This is a genomic window from Olleya sp. KJ81-1, from assembly GCF_055808135.1.
Genome location: NZ_CM147854.1, coordinates 385,804 through 406,722, shown reverse-complemented (window position 1 = coordinate 406,722; position 20,919 = coordinate 385,804). Strand labels below are relative to the sequence as shown.

Sequence of the window (20,919 nt, the reverse complement as noted above, 5' to 3'; positions counted from 1 at the left end):
CATAAATTATACAAATCTAAACACGTCTCGTCAGTTCGAGTACGACGACCTAAGGAGACGTGTATCTAAAACCCATTTTGAAACAAACTTCTCGATATTATTTGCTCATGCTTCACAAATCACTCGAAGTGACGTAATGCAACAGAATCTACTTAACATAAATTATACAAATCTAAACACGTCTCGTCAGTTCGAGTACGACGACCTAAGGAGACGTGTATCTAAAACCCATTTTGAAATAAACTTCTCGATATTATTTGCTCATGCTTCACAAATCACTCGAAGTGACGTAATGCAACAGAATCTAATTTGGTATTAACCAAATGAAAAGACATTACTTTAATAGTATAAAATATAATTATCTTTGCACAACGTTTATAAGCACAAAGCCAAAACCTAAAAGCGCACTACAATTATGCTACACCTAAAACTAGAAACCGATCCACGTTGGGTTACCATTGCAGAATCTAATTTAGAAGAAATACTTACAGACCACGCTTGGTGTGAGCAAAAAGCAGCCACTAATGCGATTACTATTATTACCCATAACTCAGAAAAAGTAGACTTAGTAACAGAACTTTTAGAGTTAGCCAAAGAAGAATTGGAACATTTCCAGATGGTACATGAAATTATAAAAAAACGAGGTTATACTTTAGGTCGTGAGCGCAAAGACCATTATGTAAATGAGCTTTATAAATTTATGAATAAAGGCGGAAGCAGACTACAGTCTATGGTTGATCGCTTACTGTTTTCTGCTATGATTGAAGCGCGTAGTTGCGAGCGTTTTAAACTATTATCAGAACGCATAAACGACGAAGAACTATCTAAGTTTTACTATGACTTGATGGTCAGCGAAGCAGGACATTACACGACATTTATCACTTTTGCAAGAAAATATGGTCAAGACATTGATGTTGACAAACGCTGGAAAGAATTGGTTGAGTTTGAAGGCGAACTAATTAAAAGCTACGGGAAAAGCGAAAGCATACATGGCTAATTAAAACTGATCAGCATTATTGTAAAATCTTCTGAAAGCATAAAAATAAACAGCAATAGCAATTTTAAATATACGTGAAAAATTAATGAAAACTAAACTACATATATTTAAAATCGTTGCTAAACACTTAAGTTTTACTAAGGTTGCAGAGCAACTCTATTTATCCCAACCTGCAATTTCAAAAGCCATAAAAAACTTAGAGCAAGACTACAAAACTACTCTATTTATTAGAAAAAGAAATTCGATTGAACTTACTACTGAAGGTAAATCCTTTTTAATTTACGCTAATAAAATATTGACTATTTATTCCGAAATGGATGAACGATTTCTTCTTAAAAAAGAAAACATTCCCGACTTTATCCAGTTTGGAGTTAGCACCACAATTTCTAATTACATCATACCCAAAACGATAGCTAAATTTAGGGCACAATACCCAAAAACTAAATTTAATATCATCAGCAATAATTCTGAAACCATAGAAAATTTAATTCTAAATGAAGATATCGACTTTGGAATCACCGAAGGAAGTAGCGCTAATCCCAAATTACATTTTGAAAAGTTTATAAAAGATGAAATTGTACTAGTTACAAATGCTAAAAACTACAGTTTCCCGAAAGGTAGTATTGATATAAACACGTTACAAGACTTACCTATGATTGAGCGTGAAACTGGATCAGGAACAAAAGAAATTATCGATGCTTTTTTATTAAAAAATAATATTGGTAAGCTAAATAGCGTCGTATCCTTTAATAGTACTGAAGCTATTAAAAGTTATTTATTAAACTCTGATCATTACGCCTTGTTATCGATACACTCCATTACAGAGGATTTAAAAAATAATAAACTTAAAATTATAGATATTAAAGATTTGGATATTCAACGCTGGTTTTACTTTGTAAAAAGGACAGGATACCTATCTCATACTTTTGATTACTTTAAAAAAATAATACGTTTTAATTATAACTTTTAGTTATAGCTGATAACTATTTACATTGCTATAAAGTTATTATCTACACCTATTTTTGTATCAAACAAATCTGTTTGATATGAAAAATGTATTATCCAAAATAGTTTACTTTACATTAATAACTTTATGTCTATTGGGATTTATAAACAGTCCATTAGCGTTGATATTAGGTTTTTTATTTGCTATTATATTTAAGAATCCTTTTAAGCAACATAGCCATAAATTTATACACTATCTTTTAAAACTATCTGTTATAGGATTAGGTTTTGGCATGTATCTATTTGAAACGTTAGAGACTAGTAAAACCAGCTTTAACTTGACACTTTACACCATTACACTAACCTTAGTTTTAGGTATAATATTGACAAAAGTTTTAAAAATAGATTTAAAACTTGGTCACCTTATTACTTCCGGAACAGCCATTTGTGGAGGTAGTGCTATTGCTGCAATTGCGCCAATTATAAAAGCAAAAAGCAATACGATTAGTCTTGCTTTAGGCATTGTGTTTTTACTAAACGCTTTGGCTTTGTTTGTGTTTCCAACGATAGGACATTTTTTAAACTTGACACAAGAACAATTTGGGTTATGGTGTGCTGTTGCTATACACGATACAAGCTCTGTAGTTGGAGCTGCTTTAAATTATGGAGAGGAAGCTTTAAGAATCGCTACTACAGTAAAACTATCTAGAACGCTTTGGATTATTCCGTTGTCCTTTTTTTCGATGTTATTTTTTAAAACCAATCAAGGAAAACTAAAAATCCCTTACTTTATTATTTTATTTATACTTGCAATAATTATAAATAGCTATCAAATACTACCTCCTTACATTACTACCTTTATTGTGTCACTATCAAAACGTCTTTTACTTGTAACATTATTTATAGTAGGCTCATCAATTTCTATTAAAGAGCTTAAAACTACTGGTTTAAAACCTATCACACTAGCAGTTGTTTTATGGGTGTTTATTTCGCTGTTTTCTTTATGGTACATTTTAAAATAGACCTATTAAACCAAAAGTTTTATTCGGCTAACAACATATCCATAAAGGCGTTAAACTCAGTTTTAAACTCTGTGTATTTGTCTCCTGTTGCTGGACCATTAAAACCTGTATGTATTTTACGCACTTTACCAGTTTTATCTATAAATATTGACGTTGGATAACTTAATACGTGGTTTAACATAGGGAGTTTGTCGTTAGCAGCAGTTTTACTAGTTGATCCGGTTTGCGCTAATAATATTGGGTAGTTAATATCTAGCCTATCCTTTAATCGGTTTATAAAACTATAGGCTTTAGCTTCGGTTTTAGCATATTCAAACGCTAATGCGACAAACTGAATGTCTTTATCTTTATTTGCATTATAATATTGTGTATAAAATTTACTTTCGTCTAAACAATTTGGACACCATGTACCCATAATCTGTACAACCACAACTTTGTTTTTAAAGCGATCATCTTTTAAAGATACTTGTTTACCGTCTGTATCTGGAAAGCTAAATGCTAAGGTGTCATACCCTTCTTTTAAATAAGTTAAATTATTAGCGCTAGCTAATTGGTAGTTATCATTACGTTTAGCTGTAAATGGCTCTTTCCAGTGATTACCAGAGTAAAACTGTCCATTAATTGTACTATCTGTAACGGTTCCGGTAAACAAAAAGGCATGTGCACCATCAAACGTTGATAATTGTAATTGATTACCATCAACAATCCCTTCTAGATAACGATAATCTCCAGTTTCGGTCAAAAAAGTACCTGTTACAATATTATCTTTTTGTTTAAAAACCCCTTTAGCGACATACTTATCAGCTTCGGTATTTGGACTAAAAACAGTTTCCCATTCTCCTGTAATATTAGTTTCCGCTTTAGCGTTATTATCAAATCTACTTTCATTTTTTGATGCTGTAAAAGCTTGTTGACGTCCTTTTTCTTCAACAACAAAACGACCATTTAAGGTTTGGTCTTTAATTTTTGCAATTAATAATCCTTCAAACACTGGCAATTTAATGTAAACCGAGTCATTTTTATATTCAATCTCATCCACTGTAATAACCTCTTCTGCGTTGTAAATCTCTAATGTATTAGCATCTTTTACGTTAAAGATAAACGGAAGTTTTTTAGTGTCATTTACTTTTAATTCGCCTCGATATGTACCAAAAGTTAAAAACTCGGTATCATTATTTTGACAAGATAACACACTAAAAAGTACTAGGATAACTAAAAGTTGACGCATGATTTAAATGTTTTTTACAATATTATTCGAAATAACAACAAAATACTTACAAATAAAAAGACATTGCCTTAACAATGTCTTTTTAAAATATAAAATATTATAACTATTACTCTTCAGCAGTTTCCACTTTTTCAAGTTCTACTAACTTTTCTTTATTATTTTGAATTCTAGTTTTAGTTCTTTCAATTGCATTTTCATGCTTTTTTAGCTTTTCCTCTATTCTTTTAAAAGTAGCTTCACGTTTGCTAACTTCTTCATCAGTAATAGTTCCTTCTGCTTTTTGCTGCTCTAATTGCGCTTTAGCAGCAGCTAATCTGTCTTGACCTTTAGTTACTAATTGGTCGCTAGCATCTATTTTATTATCATATGACGTCATTCTAGATCTAACAGCTTCAATACGCTCTGCTTTATAGGCTTCTTTATCACCTTTAAACGCTTCACGTTTTGCTTTTAATTCTTCTCTTTTTTGTGCCATATCCATACGCTTAGCACTCATTTTTTCTTTCATTTCAGCTTTTAAAGCTTCTTTCTCCTCACCAGTAGCATTTTCCATTTTAGCCTTCATCTCGGATTTTTCTTCTAGCATTTCAGCCTTCATTTCGTCCTTTTTGGCATGCATTTCTTTTAACTCGCCTTGCTTCTCCTTCAAATTGTCTTTATGCGCTTCTTTTTTGTCATTAATCTGCGCTTTCATTTGCTCCTTTTGGGCTTTCATTTCAGCTTTTTTCTGCTCTGTTTTTTTAACTAATTCAGATTCAGTAGCTATTTGCGCAGTAAGTGTTTGTTGACTACCTACTAAAAATAGTCCTGTACATACTAGTATTATTTTTAAATGCTTCATGTTATTATAGGTTTTCAAGTTCTTTCAATTCTTTTTCTAGTTCATCAGCCTCAAGCTCTAAATCGTTTACTAGACTATCTGTTTCAACTTCAATAGTTTCGATTTGCTCTGTTGCTTTTACTGCTGCATCGTCCTTTTTAGAATCTCTGCAAGAAGCAACTGAAAATAACACAACAAGTAATGCTATTTTAAAAATAGTTTTCATCTTTTAATGGTTTTAATGATTAATATCTATCTAATATACGGTAATAAAAGCCCAATTAGATTTTTAAGTATATGTCTTTTATTTAAATTACGGATAAAACGCCATGTTTTTTCGACATAAAACCATAACAATTTTCTGTATCTGCAATTTGTCCTAAAAAAATGCTTTAAAAATGAAATAAAAGCTGTTTTTTAAATCCTTAAAACTACTAAGTATTGTTATATTTGTGCACTTAATTAGTATACAAATGAAGATTTCTTACAACTGGATTAAACAATTTATAAAAATTGATTGGACTCCAGAACAAACTAGCGAATTACTTACAGATTTAGGTTTAGAAGTTGAAGGCTTAGACCTATACCAAAGCGTTAAAGGAGGTTTAGAAGGTGTTGTTGTTGGTGAGGTTTTAACTTGCGTACAACATAGCAATGCAGACAAACTAAAAGTAACTACTGTTAATATAGGGCAAGATCAACCTGTGCAAATTGTATGTGGTGCTCCTAACGTAGCTGCTGGACAAAAAGTACCTGTTGCAACTATAGGAACTACTTTATATACTGAAGAAGGTGAAGCTTGGACTATCAAAAAAGGTAAAATTAGAGGTGAGGAAAGTCAAGGAATGATTTGTGCAGAAGACGAGTTAGGCTTAGGAAAATCTCATGACGGAATTTTAGTTTTACCAGAAGACACTATCGTTGGCACACCTTGTGCTGATTTGTTTGAAGTAGAAAATGATCAAGTTTTTGAAATTGGATTAACACCTAATCGTGCAGATGCAATGAGCCACTTTGGGACTGCTCGCGATTTAAAAGCTGGATTACAACAAAAAGGAATAAATGTCGAATTAATTACACCTAGCGTTAGTGCATATCATGTAGATAGCAGAACACTTAAAATTGATGTTGACGTATTAAACAAAGAATTAGCACCAAGATATTGTGGTGTTACCATATCTGGTCTTAAGGTAGAAACCTCTCCAGAGTGGTTACAAAACAGATTAAAAGCTATTGGTTTGTCACCTATTAATAACGTGGTAGATATTACAAACTACGTATTGCACGATTTAGGTCAACCATTACACGCTTTTGATGCTAGTAAAATTACCGGAAATAAAGTTGAAGTTAAAACATTACCAACAGGCACCAAATTTACCACTTTAGATGGTGTAGAGCGTGAATTACATGAAGATGATTTAATGATTTGTAATGCCGAAAAACCTATGTGTATCGCAGGAGTTTTTGGAGGTATAGATAGTGGAGTTACAGAGCATACAACAAACATCTTTTTAGAAAGTGCTTACTTTAACCCTGTAAGTGTGCGTAAAACTGCAAAACGTCATGGATTAAACACAGATGCATCCTTTAGGTTTGAACGTGGTATTGATCCAAAAATAACAGAATATGCTTTAAAACGTGCTGCATTACTAATCCAAGAGATTGCTGGAGGAGAAATTACTAGTGATATTGCAGATATTTATCCTAATAAAATTGAAGACTTTCAGGTTAGATTAAGTTTTGATAAAGTAACCAAACTTATTGGTCAAGAAATACCTACCGAAACTATAAAATCAATCCTAACCTCTTTAGATATTAAAATTAATAGCGTAACAGAAACTGGATTAGGTCTAACTATACCTGCTTTTAGAAACGATGTTACACGTGAAGCTGACGTTATAGAAGAGATTTTAAGAGTCTATGGTTATAATAATATTGAGACTAGCTCTAAACTAAATGCCTCAATATCTAATGCTTCAAGGTTTGAAGATTATAAACTACAAAACCTTGTTGGTAATCAATTAGCAGCTCAAGGCTGGTTTGAGATTATGGCAAACTCTTTAACAAGTGCAAACTATTTAAAACTAACAGAACAGTTAAAAGCAGAGCATAATGTAGAGATGCTAAACCCTTTAAGTCAAGATTTAGGAGTTATGCGTCAAACCTTACTTTTTTCTGGATTAGAAGCTTTAAATCACAACATTAATAGACGTCAAACTAATTTAAAGTTTTTTGAATTTGGTAAAACCTATCACGACTATAATGGCACACGCGAAGAATATAAACACTTATCATTACTAGTTACTGGATTTAAAACCGAAGAAAACTGGTCAAATGCGCCACAAGTAAAAACCAATTTCTTTTACCTTAAAGGAATTATTGCCAGTGTTTTAGAGCGTCTAGGAATTACACGCTACCAAGAAAGCGCTACGACAAATGATGTGTTTTCCGAAGGTTTGCAGCTTAGCATAGGACGTGATACCTTAGTAAACTTTGGTGTATTAAAATCTAAAATAGCTAAGCATTTTGATATAACTCAAGATGTATTTTATGCCGATTTTAATTGGGATACTATTATAGAGGTTGCTAAACGTAACAAAATTAAGTTTACAGCAATACCTAAATACCCAGAAGTAAGACGTGATTTTGCATTACTGTTAGATCAAAACGTAACCTTTGATAGCCTACAAGCAATCGCTAAAAAAACAGAAAAACAATTACTTAAAAAAGTAAATTTATTTGATGTTTACCAAGGTAAAAACTTACCAGAAGGTAAAAAAAGTTATGCTGTTAGCTTTACATTTATGGACGAGAGACAAACGCTTACGGATAAAGTAGTTGATAAAATAATGAACAAGCTACAAAACAATTTTGAAAAACAACTTGGTGCAGAGTTAAGATAATTATGGCTTCTATTTTTAAAAAGAATATATTTTATCTAATATCAGGACTAGTTTTTTAAGCTCATGCATTTTATAGACTGTATCATTTTTTTAATGAAGCTGCTTTTAATCTAGTAAAATTAATTATTGCATTGGTGTTTTTTGGTTATGGTGGATATGCAATATACACTTACATAAAAAACACAAAAGACTAACAAGCGTAAACAGATTTAAATATGGAATCGTTAAAAAATAATAAACTTTATAATTTATTTACAGGACTATTATTAATAGGTTTTGGATGCTTTAGACTATACCAACATTTTAATGCTAATCCAACATTAAGCTCGTTTAGACTAGCCATTGCTGTTGCTGCTATAGGTTATGGTATTTATGCACTATATAATTATACGCAATTAAAAAAACAAGACTAATAAGCTACCCATGAAACCTCAACCAAAAAATAATATTTTGAATTTAATTTTAGGCATAGCGTTTATTGCCTATGGTCTATTTAGAATTTACCAACACTTAAATGGAAATCTAACATCTAACACTATTAGATTAATAATAGCTATAGCCTTTATAGGATCAGGTGGTTACAGTTTATACAAGTATTTTACAATTAAAAATATAGAATAATTTAACAAAACTATAATTTTTAAAGACCTATAGACTTCCTTTATTTTTTTGTATATTTAAGTAACAACATAAATTCAAAATTATGACAGACTATATAAAAATTTTTGAAGGTAACTTTATAATCGTACAATTAATAAAAACCAGATTAGAAGATATTGGAATAAATCCCATTATTAAAGACGAAAATGAATCTGGTCGACTAGGTGGTTTTGTACACGATATACCACGAGTACCTGAAGTATTTGTTCACGAATCTGAACTTAGTAAAGCACTATCCATTGTTGAAGCTGTAAAAGCAGAAACTAAAGCATAAAAAAACCTCTTCTATTCTGTAAAGAATGAAGAGGTTTTTTTAGACTATTCAAATACGTTTGTATTATGCTTTTGGTAATAAAACCGAATCAACAACGTGTATTACTCCATTTGATTGATTTACATCTGCAATAGTAACTTTAGCAGAGTTTCCGTTTTCATCTGTGACATAAACATCTTTTCCTTTTTTCCATGCAGTTAAAGTGCCACCAGATACAGTGTTAATAACCGCTTTACCATCTCCTTTTTCAATTAAGTTTAAAATTTCTTTAGCATTCCACTTTCCAGCAACAACGTGATATTTTAATACTGTTTGTAATTGCTCTTTATTTTCTGGTTTTAATAAGGTATCAACTGTTCCCATTGGTAACTTGTCAAAAGCTGCGTTTGTTGGTGCAAAAACCGTAAAAGGTCCTTCACTTTGTAAAACATCAACTAATTCTGCTGCCTTAACCGCTGCAACTAACGTTGTGTGATCTTTTGAGTTTACTGCATTCTCTACAATATTTTTTGATGGATACATCTCTGCTCCTCCAACCATTTTAGTGTCTTCTTTCATCATTTTTTTGTCTTGAGCTAAACCTAAATTTGCTACAAGCATTACACTAAGTCCTAATACGATTTTTGATAATTTTACTGTTTTCATAATTTTATTGTTTTGGTTTTTAAGTTCGGTCTATTTACGAGAGAACTTAAATGTCGGTTTTTAAATTTTTCTATTTAACACATGATTAACTAAAACTATTGATTCATAAATATGAAAAAAGACCAATAAAAAAAGCCTTCAGAGAGACCTGAAGGCTTTTTAAAGATGTAAATAAAATTTTAAAATTACTAAGCGTACATTTGGTCTCTTAGTTCTTTTATTTTTTTGTCTTGCATATAATCATCAAACGTAGAATATCTATCAATTACTCCGTTTGGTGTTAACTCTACTACTCTATTAGCTACTGTTTGTGCAAACTCGTGGTCATGAGTTGTAAATAAAACAGTCCCTTTAAAGTTTTTAAGCGAATTATTAAACGCTGTAATACTCTCTAAATCCAAGTGGTTTGTTGGTTCGTCTAATTGTAATACGTTAGCTCTAGTCATCATCATTCTAGATAACATACAACGTACTTTTTCTCCTCCAGATAGTACATTACATTTTTTTAAGGCTTCTTCTCCACTAAAAATCATTTTCCCTAAAAACCCTCTAATATGTACCTCTTCACGTTCTTCTTCTGTTTGAGCCCATTGTCTTAGCCAATCGACTAAAGTCATGTCTGTACTTTCAAAAAACTTACTATTATCCAATGGAAGGTATGATTGTGTCGTTGTAACTCCCCAATCAAATTTACCTGCATCTGCTTTTAGATTGTTATTTAAAATTTCGTAAAACGCAGTAGTTGCTCTAGAATCTCTGGAAAACACGACTACTTTATCTCCTTTTTGTAGATTTAAATCTACATTTTTAAATAACACTTCATCATCAATTGATGCTGCTAAACCTTCGACATTTAAAATTTGATCACCAGCTTCTCTATCTCTGTCAAAAATTATGGCAGGATAACGACGACTGGTTCTTCTAATTTCATCTATATTAAGTTTATCAATCATTTTTTTCTACTTGTAGCTTGCTTACTTTTTGCTACGTTAGCAGAAAAACGACGGATAAAATCTTCTAATTCTTTTTTCTTCTCTTCAGCTTTTTTGTTTTGCTGTGCATGTTGTCTTGCTGCTAATTGAGAGGATTCATACCAGAAGGTATAATTACCAGAAAAATGATTAATTTTTCCAAAGTCAATATCACTAATATGTGTACAAACCGCATCTAAAAAGTGTCTATCGTGAGAGACCACAATAACACAGTTATCATAATTAGCTAAAAAGTTTTCTAGCCAAGCAATGGTTTCGTAATCCAAATCATTGGTAGGCTCATCCATAATAAGGACATCAGGATTTCCAAAAAGTGCTTGCGCTAATAACACACGTACTTTTTGTTTTCCGTCCAAATCACCCATTAATGTGTAATGAAACTCTTCTTTTATACCTAGATTAGATAGCATTGCTGCAGCATCACTATCTGCATTCCAACCATTCATTTCTTCAAATTGCACTTGCAGCTCTCCTATTCTCTCAGCGTTTTCATCTGTATAGTCTGCATACAATGCGTCAATTTCTGTCTTAATTTTATAAAGGGCTTTATTACCTTTTAATATTGTTTCTAAAACAGTGTCTTCGTCATGTTTATTGTGGTCTTGTGTTAAAACCGACATACGTTTTCCTGCTTCTAAATGTACCTGACCCGAAGTCGGCTCCATCTGTCCAGAAATAATTTTTAAAAATGTAGATTTTCCAGCTCCATTGGCTCCTATAATACCATAACAATTTCCATTATTAAAAGTGGTACTAACTTCATCAAAAAGCACACGCTTACCGAATTGAACTGATAAATTTGATACTGATAACATATCTTGAATTTTAATTTTGTGCAAAAGTAGAAAATTAACATCAAATAGCCATATACATTCAGTCTTTAATAAGTTTTAACAACGCCTTAACACGAGAACTCTTTCGCAAAACATATTTTTGTTTGTAAAATTTTTTGCCCTTATTAATTACCATATGTATACAAGACTATTTATTTATCTTTTACTTTGCTCTAGCGTCATGTTTTCTTGTAAAAAAGATAAGAAGACATTAAAGGACAATACTGCATTTTTTGGAGGCGAAATTATTAACCCAAGCACCAATTATATTATCATTTTTAAATCTTCTGAGATTATTGATACGGTGTTTTTAGATAGTAATAATCGTTTTAAATATGTTTTTAATGACTTTGAGCCTGGACTATTTAGTTTTTACGATGGTAAAGAGTCTCAGTCCTTTTTAATACAGCCTCTAGATAGTATTATGGTAAGAGTTAATACTAAGGAATTTGATGAGTCTTTAGTTTTTAATGGTATTGGAGAAAAGGAAAACAATTACCTGATGGATTTGTTTTTAGAAACAGAACAACAAGAACAAGAAATTTTAAAAATAAGTCAATTAGAACCTAAAGCATTTGAAGCTAAGCTTTCTCAAATTAGACAAAATAAATTAGATAAGCTTTCCAAATTTAATGACAAGCATAAAACTACTGAGCTTTTTGATGCTTATGCTAGAGCCAATATAGATTACAATTATTATTATAGTAAAGAAGCCTATCCGTTTATTAATTATAGCCAAAATGAAGAAGCTATTTTTAATAATCTACCAAGTGACTTTTTTGACTTTAGATCTGATATTGATTATAACAACAAGCTATTAAAAGATTACAGACCTTATGTATCCTTTTTAAGGTTTCATTTTAACAACATAGCCTTACAAGAGCACTTTAAACACTCTCAAGACGATACTTACAACAACCAATCTTTAGATTATAATTTAGATAAGCTATCATTAATAGAGCAAAAGGTATCTGATACCTTTATTAAAAACAGATTGTTATATTACAACATGATTAAGTTTATTAATGCTTCAAAAAGCGTAGATGATTATGATACGTTATTAAAATCGTTTCAAGCAAAAAGCACTAATAATGAACAAAAATTTAAAGCGACTAAGCTAGTCAACTCTTATAAACTTTTAAAACCAGGTCAAGTAATCCCTGATTTAATGGTGATTAATAAAAATGAAGAAACTAAACACTTAAAGGATATTATTACTAAACCATCCATCATTTACTTTTGGGATGCTAAAGATAGATATCACTTAAAAGTTTCTCATGAGCGTGCAAACGATCTTCAAAAAAAATACCCTGAGTTTGATATTATTGCTATTTCTATTAATAAAATAAGTAGCAGAGAGCAAGCAGAAATTTTACGACGTAATAACTTTAGCTTGACCAATGAGTATCATTTTGAAAATGTTGAGGATGCAATTGAACTTTTGTCACTTAAACCCGTTAACAAAATATTTATAGTAGACAAAAATGCTATAATTGTTAACCCTAAAGCTAATATGTTTGATGTTATGATGGAAACTGAGTTACTAGGTTTAATTAATAAGTAATATTATACAATACTATATATTTAAAAAACGCCTGCAATTTGCAGGCGTTTTTTTTATTTCAATTACTTATGATTAATCATTTTTGTGATCATCCTTAACCTCTTCATCCCTGTATTTACAACAATCATGCACAGAGCCATAAGCTTCGTCTGTTGCTTTAAAGTCTTTTGTATCATGACCTACAGCTAATACATTTTGCTCGATGGTTTTTAAACTTGTTTTATTTTCGTCAAAAATTAATTTTAACTCATGCGTATCTACATTCCAAATAGCACTTTTAACACCTTTGGTTTTAAAACATGCTTTTTCGATTCTTGATTTGCACATCATGCAAACACCATCAACTTCTAAACTTTCTCTTTTGTTTTTGTCTTGTGCAAAACTTACTGTTGATGCAATCATTATTAATACTAATACTAGTTTTTTCATTTTATATTGGTTTTATTTTAATTTATATCTTAATCCTGCATAATACATACTACCAAATATTGGTCCATATACAAAGTTGGTATCAAAACTTGTTCCAAATGGATTGTCTGCACTAACTATAGGATTATCCTGTCTTAAATTTGTAATGTTTTCTCCTCCTAGATATACTTCGAATTTTGGCGAAAACACTCTAGTTATTTGTGCGTTTAAAGTTCCGATTGACTTAGAATAATCGTCTATTTTATATTGAATAGGATTATTTAATGTTGAAGGAAACCTTTGCTCGCTTAACCAGTTATAGGTTAAATCAAACTTCCAGTTACTATTATTTTTAATTATGGTTTCATACGAAGCGTTAGCAAACAACCTATGTTTAGGTGTAAGTGGCTTAATTAACTTTCCTGATTTATACTGTGTTTTTACATCGTAATATTTATAAGCAGTCCTTAAATTAAAATGTTCAAATACGTTATAGTTAAATTCGGCCTGAAAACTATTAGCATAGCTATCTCCTTCTAAATTATAAAAATTTACTTCTTGACTATTCTCTAAATCAACAACAACTTGATTTTGAAAATCTGTACGGTAAAAATCTAAAGTCACATCGGCTTGTCTTCCAAAAAGGTTAAACCCTTGTAAATAAGATACACCATAGTTCCACGCTATTTCTGGGTCTAAACCATAAATGGTTCCGTTGGTATTTAAAATTGAAAATTCACGTGAAGAGGCAAATAAATTTTGATTTTCAGTAAATATATTAGCACTACGCTTACCTCTACCTATAGAGGTTCTGATTGCAGACTTACTCCAAGGTGAATATCGCATGTGTAATCTTGGTGTAATAAACTCGCCTAACAAATTATGAGTATCCACACGCAGACCTGCTGTCATGGTAAAGTATTCTAAATCGTCAAACGAATATTCAAAAAACCCACCAAAAGAACGTTCAGTTCTTTCAAAATCTTGCTGAATAGCAAACTCATTGTAATCATCATAAGTGTAATTTATCCCAGTTTTAATCTTGTGCCTAGAGTCGTCTATAATTGAGTTATAAATAATGTTAGAATATATGCTGGTATGCTCAATATTATATTCATTTAAACCAAAATAAGATTCTTGTTTATGATTACTAAAAGCAAATTGTACACCTAAACTTTGCCAAGGTATTTCTGGGTTTACATATCCTAACTTAGTAGAAATCTCATAGCGTTTTGTATCTATCTCGCTTCCCCAAGCATTAGTGGTTAGTTTATCTGTATCAGGGTTAAAGTCAAGTTGACCTGACTGTTTACTATCATCCAAATACCTTAAATTAACAAATGTTACTAACCCTTTTTCTGGATTAGTATATTGCCAGCGATTCATAACATTTACCTGATTATATAAAGGCATGTCTAAAAATCCGTCGTTATTAACATCATGTTTTTCTTGATGTGTATTACCATGCAAATACAAACCAGTACTAACTTTATCACTAATTTTAGTATTAAGATGCGTGTTTAATTCTAATCGTGTGCTACTTGCACCATATAAATTAACAAAAAACTTATTGTCTGTTGAAGGCTTCACTAACTCGGCATTAATCTGACCAGCAATACTTTCAAATCCATTAACCACACTTCCTGCGCCTTTAGTAATTTGAATACTTTCTACCCAAGTACCAGGAATAAAACTAAGACCAAAAGCTTGAGAAGCACCTCTAATTGCAGGAATATTTTCTGTAGCAATTAATATGTATGGACTAGAAAGACCTAGCATTTTTATTTGTTTGGTACCTGTAACAGCATCACTAAAATTGACATCAATGGATGGATTAGTTTCAAAGCTTTCCGACAGGTTACAACAAGCAGCTTTTAAAAGCTCGTCGCTACTTACCAATAGTGTGTTTTGAGCTTTTAAATAAGATCTTGAAGTCGCTACCTTTCTGGATTGCACAAAAACTTCATCAAGGTTGTTGGTAGGTTCTAACACATGTTTAATTGAATTTGAAGACGTTATAGTTAGTGTGTCAGATTTAAACCCAACATAACTTATTATCAAATCATTAGTACTCTCTACAAATGGCAAACTAAAATTACCATCAATATCTGTAGCTGTACCAACACTAGTTCCAGACCAAATTAGATTAGCACCAAATAAAGGTTGTTTTGCATCTCCTTGACTAGCGTCATAAATGGTGCCTGTTAAGTTGTCTTGCGCGATTAGCAGTATTGGAAAAAAGCTAAATAATATCAATAATTTTTTCATAACTAATTATAGATTTTAATTAACATCCAAACTGCCATTAGTATCATAATGGTGTTTTCTATAAAGGTCGCTTTAGTCATTGGTAGTTTAAGCGTTGTCCCTAAGCAAGCACATTGAATAGTTTTTTTATCTAGCAAAGTTTTAATTACACCAAACGTTGTGATACCTAAAATAACTATTGTGATAATTAAGGCTAACGGAATCTGAATTCTAGCAATAAATAACAAACCTAAAATCAGCTCGATAAATGGATAAACTAAACCATACTTAGGAATAGCCTTAGCTAATGGGTCGTACATTTTAAAACTTTCAGGAAACCCTTTTAAGTCTAAGAATTTAAAAAAACTAAATACAAAATAAAATAAGCCCATAAAATCTAACATAAAGTTAGACAGTTCCCAAGCTTTAAGATTTAGTAAAATAGCAACAGTTGTTATATAACCAAAGATTAAAAACAAGGGAAACAGTTGTCTTAGTTGGCTTTGATCATGTTGATCACTAGTAACAGAATCAAATAGGTTTTTAGAAGTATTTACTTCGCTTATTTGAAACTTATCTGATAATACGTCTTGTAATTGTTTAATTGAAATATGTTCAGTCATGTCTATTTCAGCCTTAGATTGCTCTAAATTAACTGAAACATCTACAACTGCTTTTAGAGATTGTAAAGACTTCTCTACCGAAGCTTTACAACCATTACAGGTCATACCTGTAACTGTATAAATATGTGTCATTATAAATATGATTTAATAAAATTAACTTTAAATAATTTCCGCGTAAGCGAAATAATTAAAGCCTTTTATCAAATAACAAATACGTCATGAAGCACCTGGTAATCTATAACCAAGTTGGGTGGAGAATAATTTTTATGCGGAATGATTTGTTTTGGAAGACTTTCAAACAGATGAAAGTAAGTAAAAACAAAAGAGGTTATAAAGAATTGATTAGCAACATCTAAATCGTTAAAACTATTTAACTTTAGTTTGTCTTGACCTTTAATAATTTTAACCACATCCTTACAACATGATTTTTTTAAAACCACGTTTTTATCAGTATCCACAGGAGTACCGCATTTTTTTGCTTTGGTAAAAACAGCAACATCTACTAAATGATCTCCGCAATAATGACTTTCAACAGTAAAAGACAGTGTTGACAACAACACCACTAATGCCATTAATGCAGATCCTATTTTATGTAACGCTTTTTTAATCACGATACAAAAGTACAAAATTGAATAATACAGTAGCATGGTTTTCAAAAGGTTTAACAACTATATTAAATTAGGACAATAATTTCGGCACAATTAATGTTAAGTTATATCTTTGACAAATAAATAACCTTTTTATGAAATTTAAATTAACAGTATTACTAGCACTTGTAACCTTAAGTTTTTTGCAAGCTCAAGATAATAAAGCTTTTAAAGCTGGAGAAAAATTAACTTTTGCTGCCTCTTACAATATGTCTGGAATATTAACAGATATAGCAGAAGTTAAGATGGAAACTAGCGAAATGAAGACTAGTAGCGCAACTTTATTACATTTAAAATGTACTGCCACTACCTATAGTGATTTTGATAGTTATTTTAAAATTAGAGATTTATATGAAAGCTATGTAAACCCTAGAACAGTTACTCCGTATTTATATAACAGAGAGATTAATGAAGGTGGTTATTACAAATTTGTGAAGTATAAGTACAACCATAAAGCTAATCTTGTAGAAAGCTTAATTAGAAAAAAGACTAAAAAAACTAAAACAGGTTTTTGGGATCAAAATAATAATGTAAAAATAAATGGAAATACTAGAGATATTGTCTCTACGATTTATAAAATTAGAACATTAGATATTAATAAAGCTCCAATAGGTGCTTCAGACTCTTTTACAGTCTTATTTGATAATAAAATGACCAAACTTAGCTTTACTTTGCTAGCTAAAGAAACTATTAATACTGCTATTGGTAAAAAAGAATGTTATAAACTAGCCATTAGCGTTGCAGGTAACAACTTTTTAAAAGGAAACAATGCCAATTTACTTTGGTTAACTGCTGACGACAACAAAATACCTGTGTATGCTAAATTTAAAATAGCAGTTGGAAGTGGTGAGTTAAAAATAAAATCTGCGACTGGATTAAAAAACTAATAACATGAGAAAAATAAGTATAATATTAGGATTAATTTTTGCTGTATTGGCTGTAATTCTTTCAGTTTTACCACTATATAAATTATCGTTTATTCCAGCTATCCTTGCACTTGCATTTGGACTATTAGCATTTTTTAAATCCAAGAAAAATCAAGAACCGACACATGTCATACAAGTTGTTTTTTTAATAACTATAATTGCTCTAGCACTTGCAACCTATAAATCTATTTTTAGTGTTAAAGAAGTCGGAGATACTAAAGAGTTGAAAGAACTTGAACAACAAAGACAAGAAGAAGCTAAAGAAGAATTAGAAGATTTAATCATTATTGATTAAGTAAAAATATTAGATTAATTCTATTTGATTTAAAATGTTAAATGAATATAAATCCAGCTAATAAAAACACTAATAATTAAATATTATCCACTTACATATTAAGTGTAAAATATACCGCTAGCCTTTAATCAAAAAAGCCTATTCCATTAATTTTAGAAAAATTGACATTTGCAAAATAAGCAAGTCAACTTTGTAAAACCTGACGATTTATAGTTTCCTAATTATATCTTAAAATCAAGGTAAACTTAATATTAAGTTAATTTTTCTTGTATTTTTGAAGGTATAACTACTTAAATCATTTATTATTAATGAAATCAACATTCTCAATCGCCACATTAAGTTTATTATTTGTGGCCTGTGGAAGCTCTCAAAAAGGCAGCGAAACAAGCATTAAAATTGTAGATCCTGTTGTTTACGGACAAACAATCACACAAGAAGACCTAAAAACATCATTGTACACTTTTGCATCTGATGAATTTGAAGGTAGAGAAACTGGTGCTGAAGGACAGAAAAAAGCAATCAACTTTTTAAAAGAACATTACATTAAATATGGTGTTCCGGCTGCAAAAAGCGATGGAAACTATTTTCAAGATGTACCGTTAAAGGTGCAATCTAAGCCAGATGTTGCATTAACTATTAATGAAAAGTCATTAAAAAATTTAGAAGATTTTGTTTCTATCAACCCAATGGAAACAAGTAAATTAAAAGCTACTGAAATTGTAAATTTAGGTTACGGTATAGAAGATGATAAATTTTCTAACTACGACAACATAGACATAAAAGGTAAAGTTGTCTTTTTTGTAAGCGGAGAACCTAAAAACAGTGATGGTACATATGTAATATCAGGAACTAAAGAGTCTTCAAATTGGTCTAATTTTAGACAAGAATTTGCATTAAAACGTGATTTAGCTGAAAAAAAAGGAGCAAAAGCTGTTTTATATTATAATCCAGAAGTATTTGCTATGGCTGCACTACGTTTTGGAGCTTCTAGTGGTAGAATGACTTTAGCTGGCAATGATAAAGACATGTTTTACTTTTTAGTCAATACCGAAACGACTAAAGCTATTTTTAATGAAGATGTAAGAACATTTGATGCTTCATTTAAAAATAAGATAGTTAAAGCTAACTTAGATTTAGACTTTACTAATAACTCTAAAGATTTATCTTCTGAGAATGTTGCTGCTATAATTAGAGGTACGGAAAAACCAGATGAGTATATTGTGGTTTCTGCTCACTTAGACCACGAAGGTGTAAAAGATGGAGAAGTTTATAATGGTGCAGATGATGATGGTTCTGGTACTGTAGCTATCTTAGAAATTGCAGAAGCTTTTGCTAAAGCTAAAAAAGATGGACATGGTCCAAAACGATCTATAGTATTTTTAAATGTAACTGGTGAAGAAAAAGGCTTATTAGGAAGTCAGCATTATACAGATAATGATCCAATTTTTCCATTAGCTAACACTGTTGCTAATTTAAATATAGATATGATTGGTCGTGTTGACCCTAAACGTAAAACAGGAGACCGTAATTACATCTACTTAATTGGTAGTGATAAATTAAGCACAGAGCTTCATGAGATCTCTGAAGAGATGAATACAAAGTATGCTAAGGTAGAATTAGATTATACTTATAATGATGATAATGATCCTAACAGATTTTACTACAGATCTGATCATTATAATTTTGCTAAAAATAATATTCCAGTTATATTTTACTTTAACGGAACGCACGATGACTACCACAGACCAAGTGATACGCCAGATAAGATAGAATACGATCTATTAGAAAACAGAACCCGATTAGTATTTTATACTGCTTGGGAACTAGCCAATAGATCATCAAGAATTACAGTTGATAAAGCTGAATAACAACATAAAAAAGTCCTGTAATTTTACAGGACTTTTTTTATCTATTAACTTTTGAAGTTATTAATTATAAAAGTTTAAACACATTTACTTTTATTTAAAATAAAAAGCACAAAAAAAGCTTCTCTAAATTTAGAGAAGCTTTTTGCTTTTGGGTGGAAGACCGGGTTCGAACCGGCGACTTTCGGTACCACAAACCGACGCTCTAACCAGCTGAGCTACAACCACCATTTGTGCACATTTAATAATGCGTGTGCAAAGGTAATTTATTTAGTAGTTATTCCAAACCTTTTTTTAAAATTTTTTCACTTTAAATCAAATAAACTTTCCACAGCGACGTAACGCTCTACATTATAGCCTTCTGCGTAATCAACATTTATTAGTCTTCCTAAATCATTTGCTCTATATTTTACGCTATCTGTAAAGTTTTTGCTAGAAATAGGTGTTTCTGGTTCTTTACTATTAGGATCAAAAAACTGAGTTTTATAGGCTAATACACTTTTCATCTTAACATCCATGTAATCTGAGACGTCTACAACAAAATCTGGTTCTATATTTTTCCATTGTATGTAATGGTAAACTTGCTTTGGTCTCCATTGTTTTTGAGGCATACCATCAACTATAGTTTCAATTTTAATTAAACCACTTAAAAAACAAGCGTCACTAACTAACTTACTCCCTTTTCCATGATCAATGTGTCTATCATCAATTGCATTGCATAATATAATCTCTGGTTGATACTTTCGTATCATTTTTATAATTTCTAGTTGGTGCTGTTTGTCGTTAACAAAAAAACCATCTGCAAAACCTAGATTTTCTCGGTAAGCTACTCCTAATATATTTTTAGCCTCTTCTGCTTCTGCCTTTCTGGTCAACTCTGTACCACGTGTTCCTAATTCTCCTTTAGTTAAGTCAATGATAGCTACAGTTTTACCGTTAGCGACCTCTTTTGCTATTGTAGCTCCTGCGCCTAACTCTACATCGTCTGGATGTGCACCAAATGCTAGTATATCTACTTTCATAAC

General features: G+C 31.0%; 20 protein-coding genes, 1 tRNA gene and 1 pseudogene. 11 read left to right on the top strand and 11 right to left on the bottom strand.

The window, feature by feature from the left end; all coding sequences use genetic code 11:
- Window positions 1-415 precede the first annotated feature (415 nt).
- From AC0L3M_RS01955 to AC0L3M_RS01945, 3 genes are all read left to right on the top strand, one after another.
- On the top strand, window positions 416-997 hold the full coding sequence (locus AC0L3M_RS01955; RefSeq protein WP_145001215.1) for a MiaE family protein: 582 nt from the start codon (window positions 416-418) through the stop codon (window positions 995-997).
- Window positions 998-1,082: 85 nt separating this feature from the next.
- Complete coding sequence (locus AC0L3M_RS01950; protein ID WP_473431636.1) at window positions 1,083-1,967, top strand: LysR family transcriptional regulator; 885 nt, start codon at window positions 1,083-1,085, stop codon at window positions 1,965-1,967.
- 76 nt (window positions 1,968-2,043) lie between these two features.
- Window positions 2,044-2,964, top strand: a complete 921-nt coding sequence (locus AC0L3M_RS01945; protein WP_473431635.1) for a YeiH family protein — start codon at window positions 2,044-2,046, stop codon at window positions 2,962-2,964.
- 19 nt (window positions 2,965-2,983) lie between these two features.
- Here AC0L3M_RS01945 and AC0L3M_RS01940 read toward each other — a convergent pair whose 3' ends face one another.
- The 3 genes from AC0L3M_RS01940 to AC0L3M_RS01930 form a co-directional block, all read right to left on the bottom strand.
- Window positions 2,984-4,192: a TlpA disulfide reductase family protein gene (locus AC0L3M_RS01940; RefSeq protein WP_473431634.1), complete on the bottom strand. Its 1,209-nt coding sequence runs from the start codon at window positions 4,190-4,192 to the stop codon at window positions 2,984-2,986.
- Between the two features lie 106 nt (window positions 4,193-4,298).
- A complete protein-coding gene (locus tag AC0L3M_RS01935) occupies window positions 4,299-5,033 on the bottom strand; it encodes a hypothetical protein (RefSeq protein WP_473431633.1) in 735 nt (244 codons plus the stop codon).
- Between the two features lie 4 nt (window positions 5,034-5,037).
- The gene (locus tag AC0L3M_RS01930; protein ID WP_145001205.1) at window positions 5,038-5,238 is read right to left on the bottom strand and encodes a hypothetical protein; all 201 of its coding nucleotides are present in this window, start codon (window positions 5,236-5,238) and stop codon (window positions 5,038-5,040) included.
- Between the two features lie 247 nt (window positions 5,239-5,485).
- On the opposite strand from AC0L3M_RS01930, the gene pheT reads away from it, so the two are divergent.
- From pheT to AC0L3M_RS01910, 4 genes are all read left to right on the top strand, one after another.
- Window positions 5,486-7,915: a phenylalanine--tRNA ligase subunit beta gene (pheT, locus tag AC0L3M_RS01925; protein WP_473431632.1), complete on the top strand. Its 2,430-nt coding sequence runs from the start codon at window positions 5,486-5,488 to the stop codon at window positions 7,913-7,915.
- A gap of 215 nt (window positions 7,916-8,130) precedes the next feature.
- The gene (locus AC0L3M_RS01920; protein WP_145001199.1) at window positions 8,131-8,328 is read left to right on the top strand and encodes a hypothetical protein; all 198 of its coding nucleotides are present in this window, start codon (window positions 8,131-8,133) and stop codon (window positions 8,326-8,328) included.
- 10 nt (window positions 8,329-8,338) lie between these two features.
- The gene (locus AC0L3M_RS01915) at window positions 8,339-8,536 is read left to right on the top strand and encodes a hypothetical protein (protein ID WP_473431631.1); all 198 of its coding nucleotides are present in this window, start codon (window positions 8,339-8,341) and stop codon (window positions 8,534-8,536) included.
- An 82-nt stretch (window positions 8,537-8,618) separates the two neighbouring features.
- Window positions 8,619-8,849, top strand: coding sequence for a putative signal transducing protein (locus AC0L3M_RS01910; protein WP_261375284.1), 231 nt, complete (start codon window positions 8,619-8,621; stop codon window positions 8,847-8,849).
- 63 nt (window positions 8,850-8,912) lie between these two features.
- On the opposite strand, the gene AC0L3M_RS01905 is transcribed toward AC0L3M_RS01910, so the two are convergent.
- The gene (locus AC0L3M_RS01905) at window positions 8,913-9,494 is read right to left on the bottom strand and encodes a fasciclin domain-containing protein (RefSeq protein ID WP_473431630.1); all 582 of its coding nucleotides are present in this window, start codon (window positions 9,492-9,494) and stop codon (window positions 8,913-8,915) included.
- A gap of 188 nt (window positions 9,495-9,682) precedes the next feature.
- A pseudogene (locus tag AC0L3M_RS01900) lies at window positions 9,683-11,301 on the bottom strand (ABC-F family ATP-binding cassette domain-containing protein).
- Window positions 11,302-11,455: 154 nt separating this feature from the next.
- Between AC0L3M_RS01900 and AC0L3M_RS01895 the strand changes: the two are divergent.
- Window positions 11,456-12,883 (top strand): hypothetical protein, encoded by a 1,428-nt coding sequence (locus tag AC0L3M_RS01895; RefSeq protein WP_339809010.1) that lies wholly within the window; start codon window positions 11,456-11,458, stop codon window positions 12,881-12,883.
- A 72-nt stretch (window positions 12,884-12,955) separates the two neighbouring features.
- Here AC0L3M_RS01895 and AC0L3M_RS01890 read toward each other — a convergent pair whose 3' ends face one another.
- The 4 genes from AC0L3M_RS01890 to AC0L3M_RS01875 form a co-directional block, all read right to left on the bottom strand.
- Window positions 12,956-13,312, bottom strand: coding sequence for a heavy-metal-associated domain-containing protein (locus AC0L3M_RS01890; protein WP_473431629.1), 357 nt, complete (start codon window positions 13,310-13,312; stop codon window positions 12,956-12,958).
- Between the two features lie 12 nt (window positions 13,313-13,324).
- Complete coding sequence (locus AC0L3M_RS01885) at window positions 13,325-15,559, bottom strand: TonB-dependent receptor (RefSeq protein WP_473431628.1); 2,235 nt, start codon at window positions 15,557-15,559, stop codon at window positions 13,325-13,327.
- A 2-nt stretch (window positions 15,560-15,561) separates the two neighbouring features.
- Window positions 15,562-16,293: a heavy-metal-associated domain-containing protein gene (locus AC0L3M_RS01880; RefSeq protein ID WP_473431627.1), complete on the bottom strand. Its 732-nt coding sequence runs from the start codon at window positions 16,291-16,293 to the stop codon at window positions 15,562-15,564.
- A gap of 68 nt (window positions 16,294-16,361) precedes the next feature.
- Window positions 16,362-16,769, bottom strand: coding sequence for an HYC_CC_PP family protein (locus tag AC0L3M_RS01875; RefSeq protein ID WP_473432463.1), 408 nt, complete (start codon window positions 16,767-16,769; stop codon window positions 16,362-16,364).
- A gap of 134 nt (window positions 16,770-16,903) precedes the next feature.
- On the opposite strand from AC0L3M_RS01875, the gene AC0L3M_RS01870 reads away from it, so the two are divergent.
- The 3 genes from AC0L3M_RS01870 to AC0L3M_RS01860 all read left to right on the top strand — a co-directional run bounded on the left by AC0L3M_RS01870 (window position 16,904) and on the right by AC0L3M_RS01860 (window position 19,897).
- A complete protein-coding gene (locus AC0L3M_RS01870; protein ID WP_473431626.1) occupies window positions 16,904-17,695 on the top strand; it encodes a DUF3108 domain-containing protein in 792 nt (263 codons plus the stop codon).
- A 4-nt stretch (window positions 17,696-17,699) separates the two neighbouring features.
- Window positions 17,700-18,029: an FUSC family protein gene (locus tag AC0L3M_RS01865; protein ID WP_099569002.1), complete on the top strand. Its 330-nt coding sequence runs from the start codon at window positions 17,700-17,702 to the stop codon at window positions 18,027-18,029.
- A gap of 308 nt (window positions 18,030-18,337) precedes the next feature.
- The gene (locus AC0L3M_RS01860) at window positions 18,338-19,897 is read left to right on the top strand and encodes a M28 family peptidase (protein WP_473431625.1); all 1,560 of its coding nucleotides are present in this window, start codon (window positions 18,338-18,340) and stop codon (window positions 19,895-19,897) included.
- 150 nt (window positions 19,898-20,047) lie between these two features.
- Here AC0L3M_RS01860 and AC0L3M_RS01855 read toward each other — a convergent pair.
- Window positions 20,048-20,123 (bottom strand) — tRNA-His (locus AC0L3M_RS01855).
- 76 nt (window positions 20,124-20,199) lie between these two features.
- The gene (gene bshB1, locus AC0L3M_RS01850; protein WP_473431624.1) at window positions 20,200-20,916 is read right to left on the bottom strand and encodes a bacillithiol biosynthesis deacetylase BshB1; all 717 of its coding nucleotides are present in this window, start codon (window positions 20,914-20,916) and stop codon (window positions 20,200-20,202) included.
- Window positions 20,917-20,919: the final 3 nt, after the last annotated feature.

Bases quoted from the DNA above. Each gene is read 5' to 3' on its own strand.
- AC0L3M_RS01955 (WP_145001215.1), top strand. From the start codon at position 416: ATGCTACACCTAAAACTAGAAACCGATCCACGTTGGGTTACCATTGCA.
- AC0L3M_RS01950 (WP_473431636.1), top strand. From the start codon at position 1,083: ATGAAAACTAAACTACATATATTTAAAATCGTTGCTAAACACTTAAGT.
- AC0L3M_RS01880 (WP_473431627.1), bottom strand. From the start codon at position 16,293: ATGACACATATTTATACAGTTACAGGTATGACCTGTAATGGTTGTAAA.
- bshB1 (WP_473431624.1), bottom strand. From the start codon at position 20,916: ATGAAAGTAGATATACTAGCATTTGGTGCACATCCAGACGATGTAGAG.
- AC0L3M_RS01870 (WP_473431626.1), top strand. From the start codon at position 16,904: ATGAAATTTAAATTAACAGTATTACTAGCACTTGTAACCTTAAGTTTT.
- AC0L3M_RS01930 (WP_145001205.1), bottom strand. From the start codon at position 5,238: ATGAAAACTATTTTTAAAATAGCATTACTTGTTGTGTTATTTTCAGTT.
- AC0L3M_RS01895 (WP_339809010.1), top strand. From the start codon at position 11,456: ATGTATACAAGACTATTTATTTATCTTTTACTTTGCTCTAGCGTCATG.
- AC0L3M_RS01920 (WP_145001199.1), top strand. From the start codon at position 8,131: ATGGAATCGTTAAAAAATAATAAACTTTATAATTTATTTACAGGACTA.
- AC0L3M_RS01865 (WP_099569002.1), top strand. From the start codon at position 17,700: ATGAGAAAAATAAGTATAATATTAGGATTAATTTTTGCTGTATTGGCT.
- AC0L3M_RS01935 (WP_473431633.1), bottom strand. From the start codon at position 5,033: ATGAAGCATTTAAAAATAATACTAGTATGTACAGGACTATTTTTAGTA.
- AC0L3M_RS01860 (WP_473431625.1), top strand. From the start codon at position 18,338: ATGAAATCAACATTCTCAATCGCCACATTAAGTTTATTATTTGTGGCC.
- AC0L3M_RS01890 (WP_473431629.1), bottom strand. From the start codon at position 13,312: ATGAAAAAACTAGTATTAGTATTAATAATGATTGCATCAACAGTAAGT.
- AC0L3M_RS01945 (WP_473431635.1), top strand. From the start codon at position 2,044: ATGAAAAATGTATTATCCAAAATAGTTTACTTTACATTAATAACTTTA.
- AC0L3M_RS01915 (WP_473431631.1), top strand. From the start codon at position 8,339: ATGAAACCTCAACCAAAAAATAATATTTTGAATTTAATTTTAGGCATA.
- AC0L3M_RS01940 (WP_473431634.1), bottom strand. From the start codon at position 4,192: ATGCGTCAACTTTTAGTTATCCTAGTACTTTTTAGTGTGTTATCTTGT.
- AC0L3M_RS01910 (WP_261375284.1), top strand. From the start codon at position 8,619: ATGACAGACTATATAAAAATTTTTGAAGGTAACTTTATAATCGTACAA.
- AC0L3M_RS01885 (WP_473431628.1), bottom strand. From the start codon at position 15,559: ATGAAAAAATTATTGATATTATTTAGCTTTTTTCCAATACTGCTAATC.
- AC0L3M_RS01905 (WP_473431630.1), bottom strand. From the start codon at position 9,494: ATGAAAACAGTAAAATTATCAAAAATCGTATTAGGACTTAGTGTAATG.
- pheT (WP_473431632.1), top strand. From the start codon at position 5,486: ATGAAGATTTCTTACAACTGGATTAAACAATTTATAAAAATTGATTGG.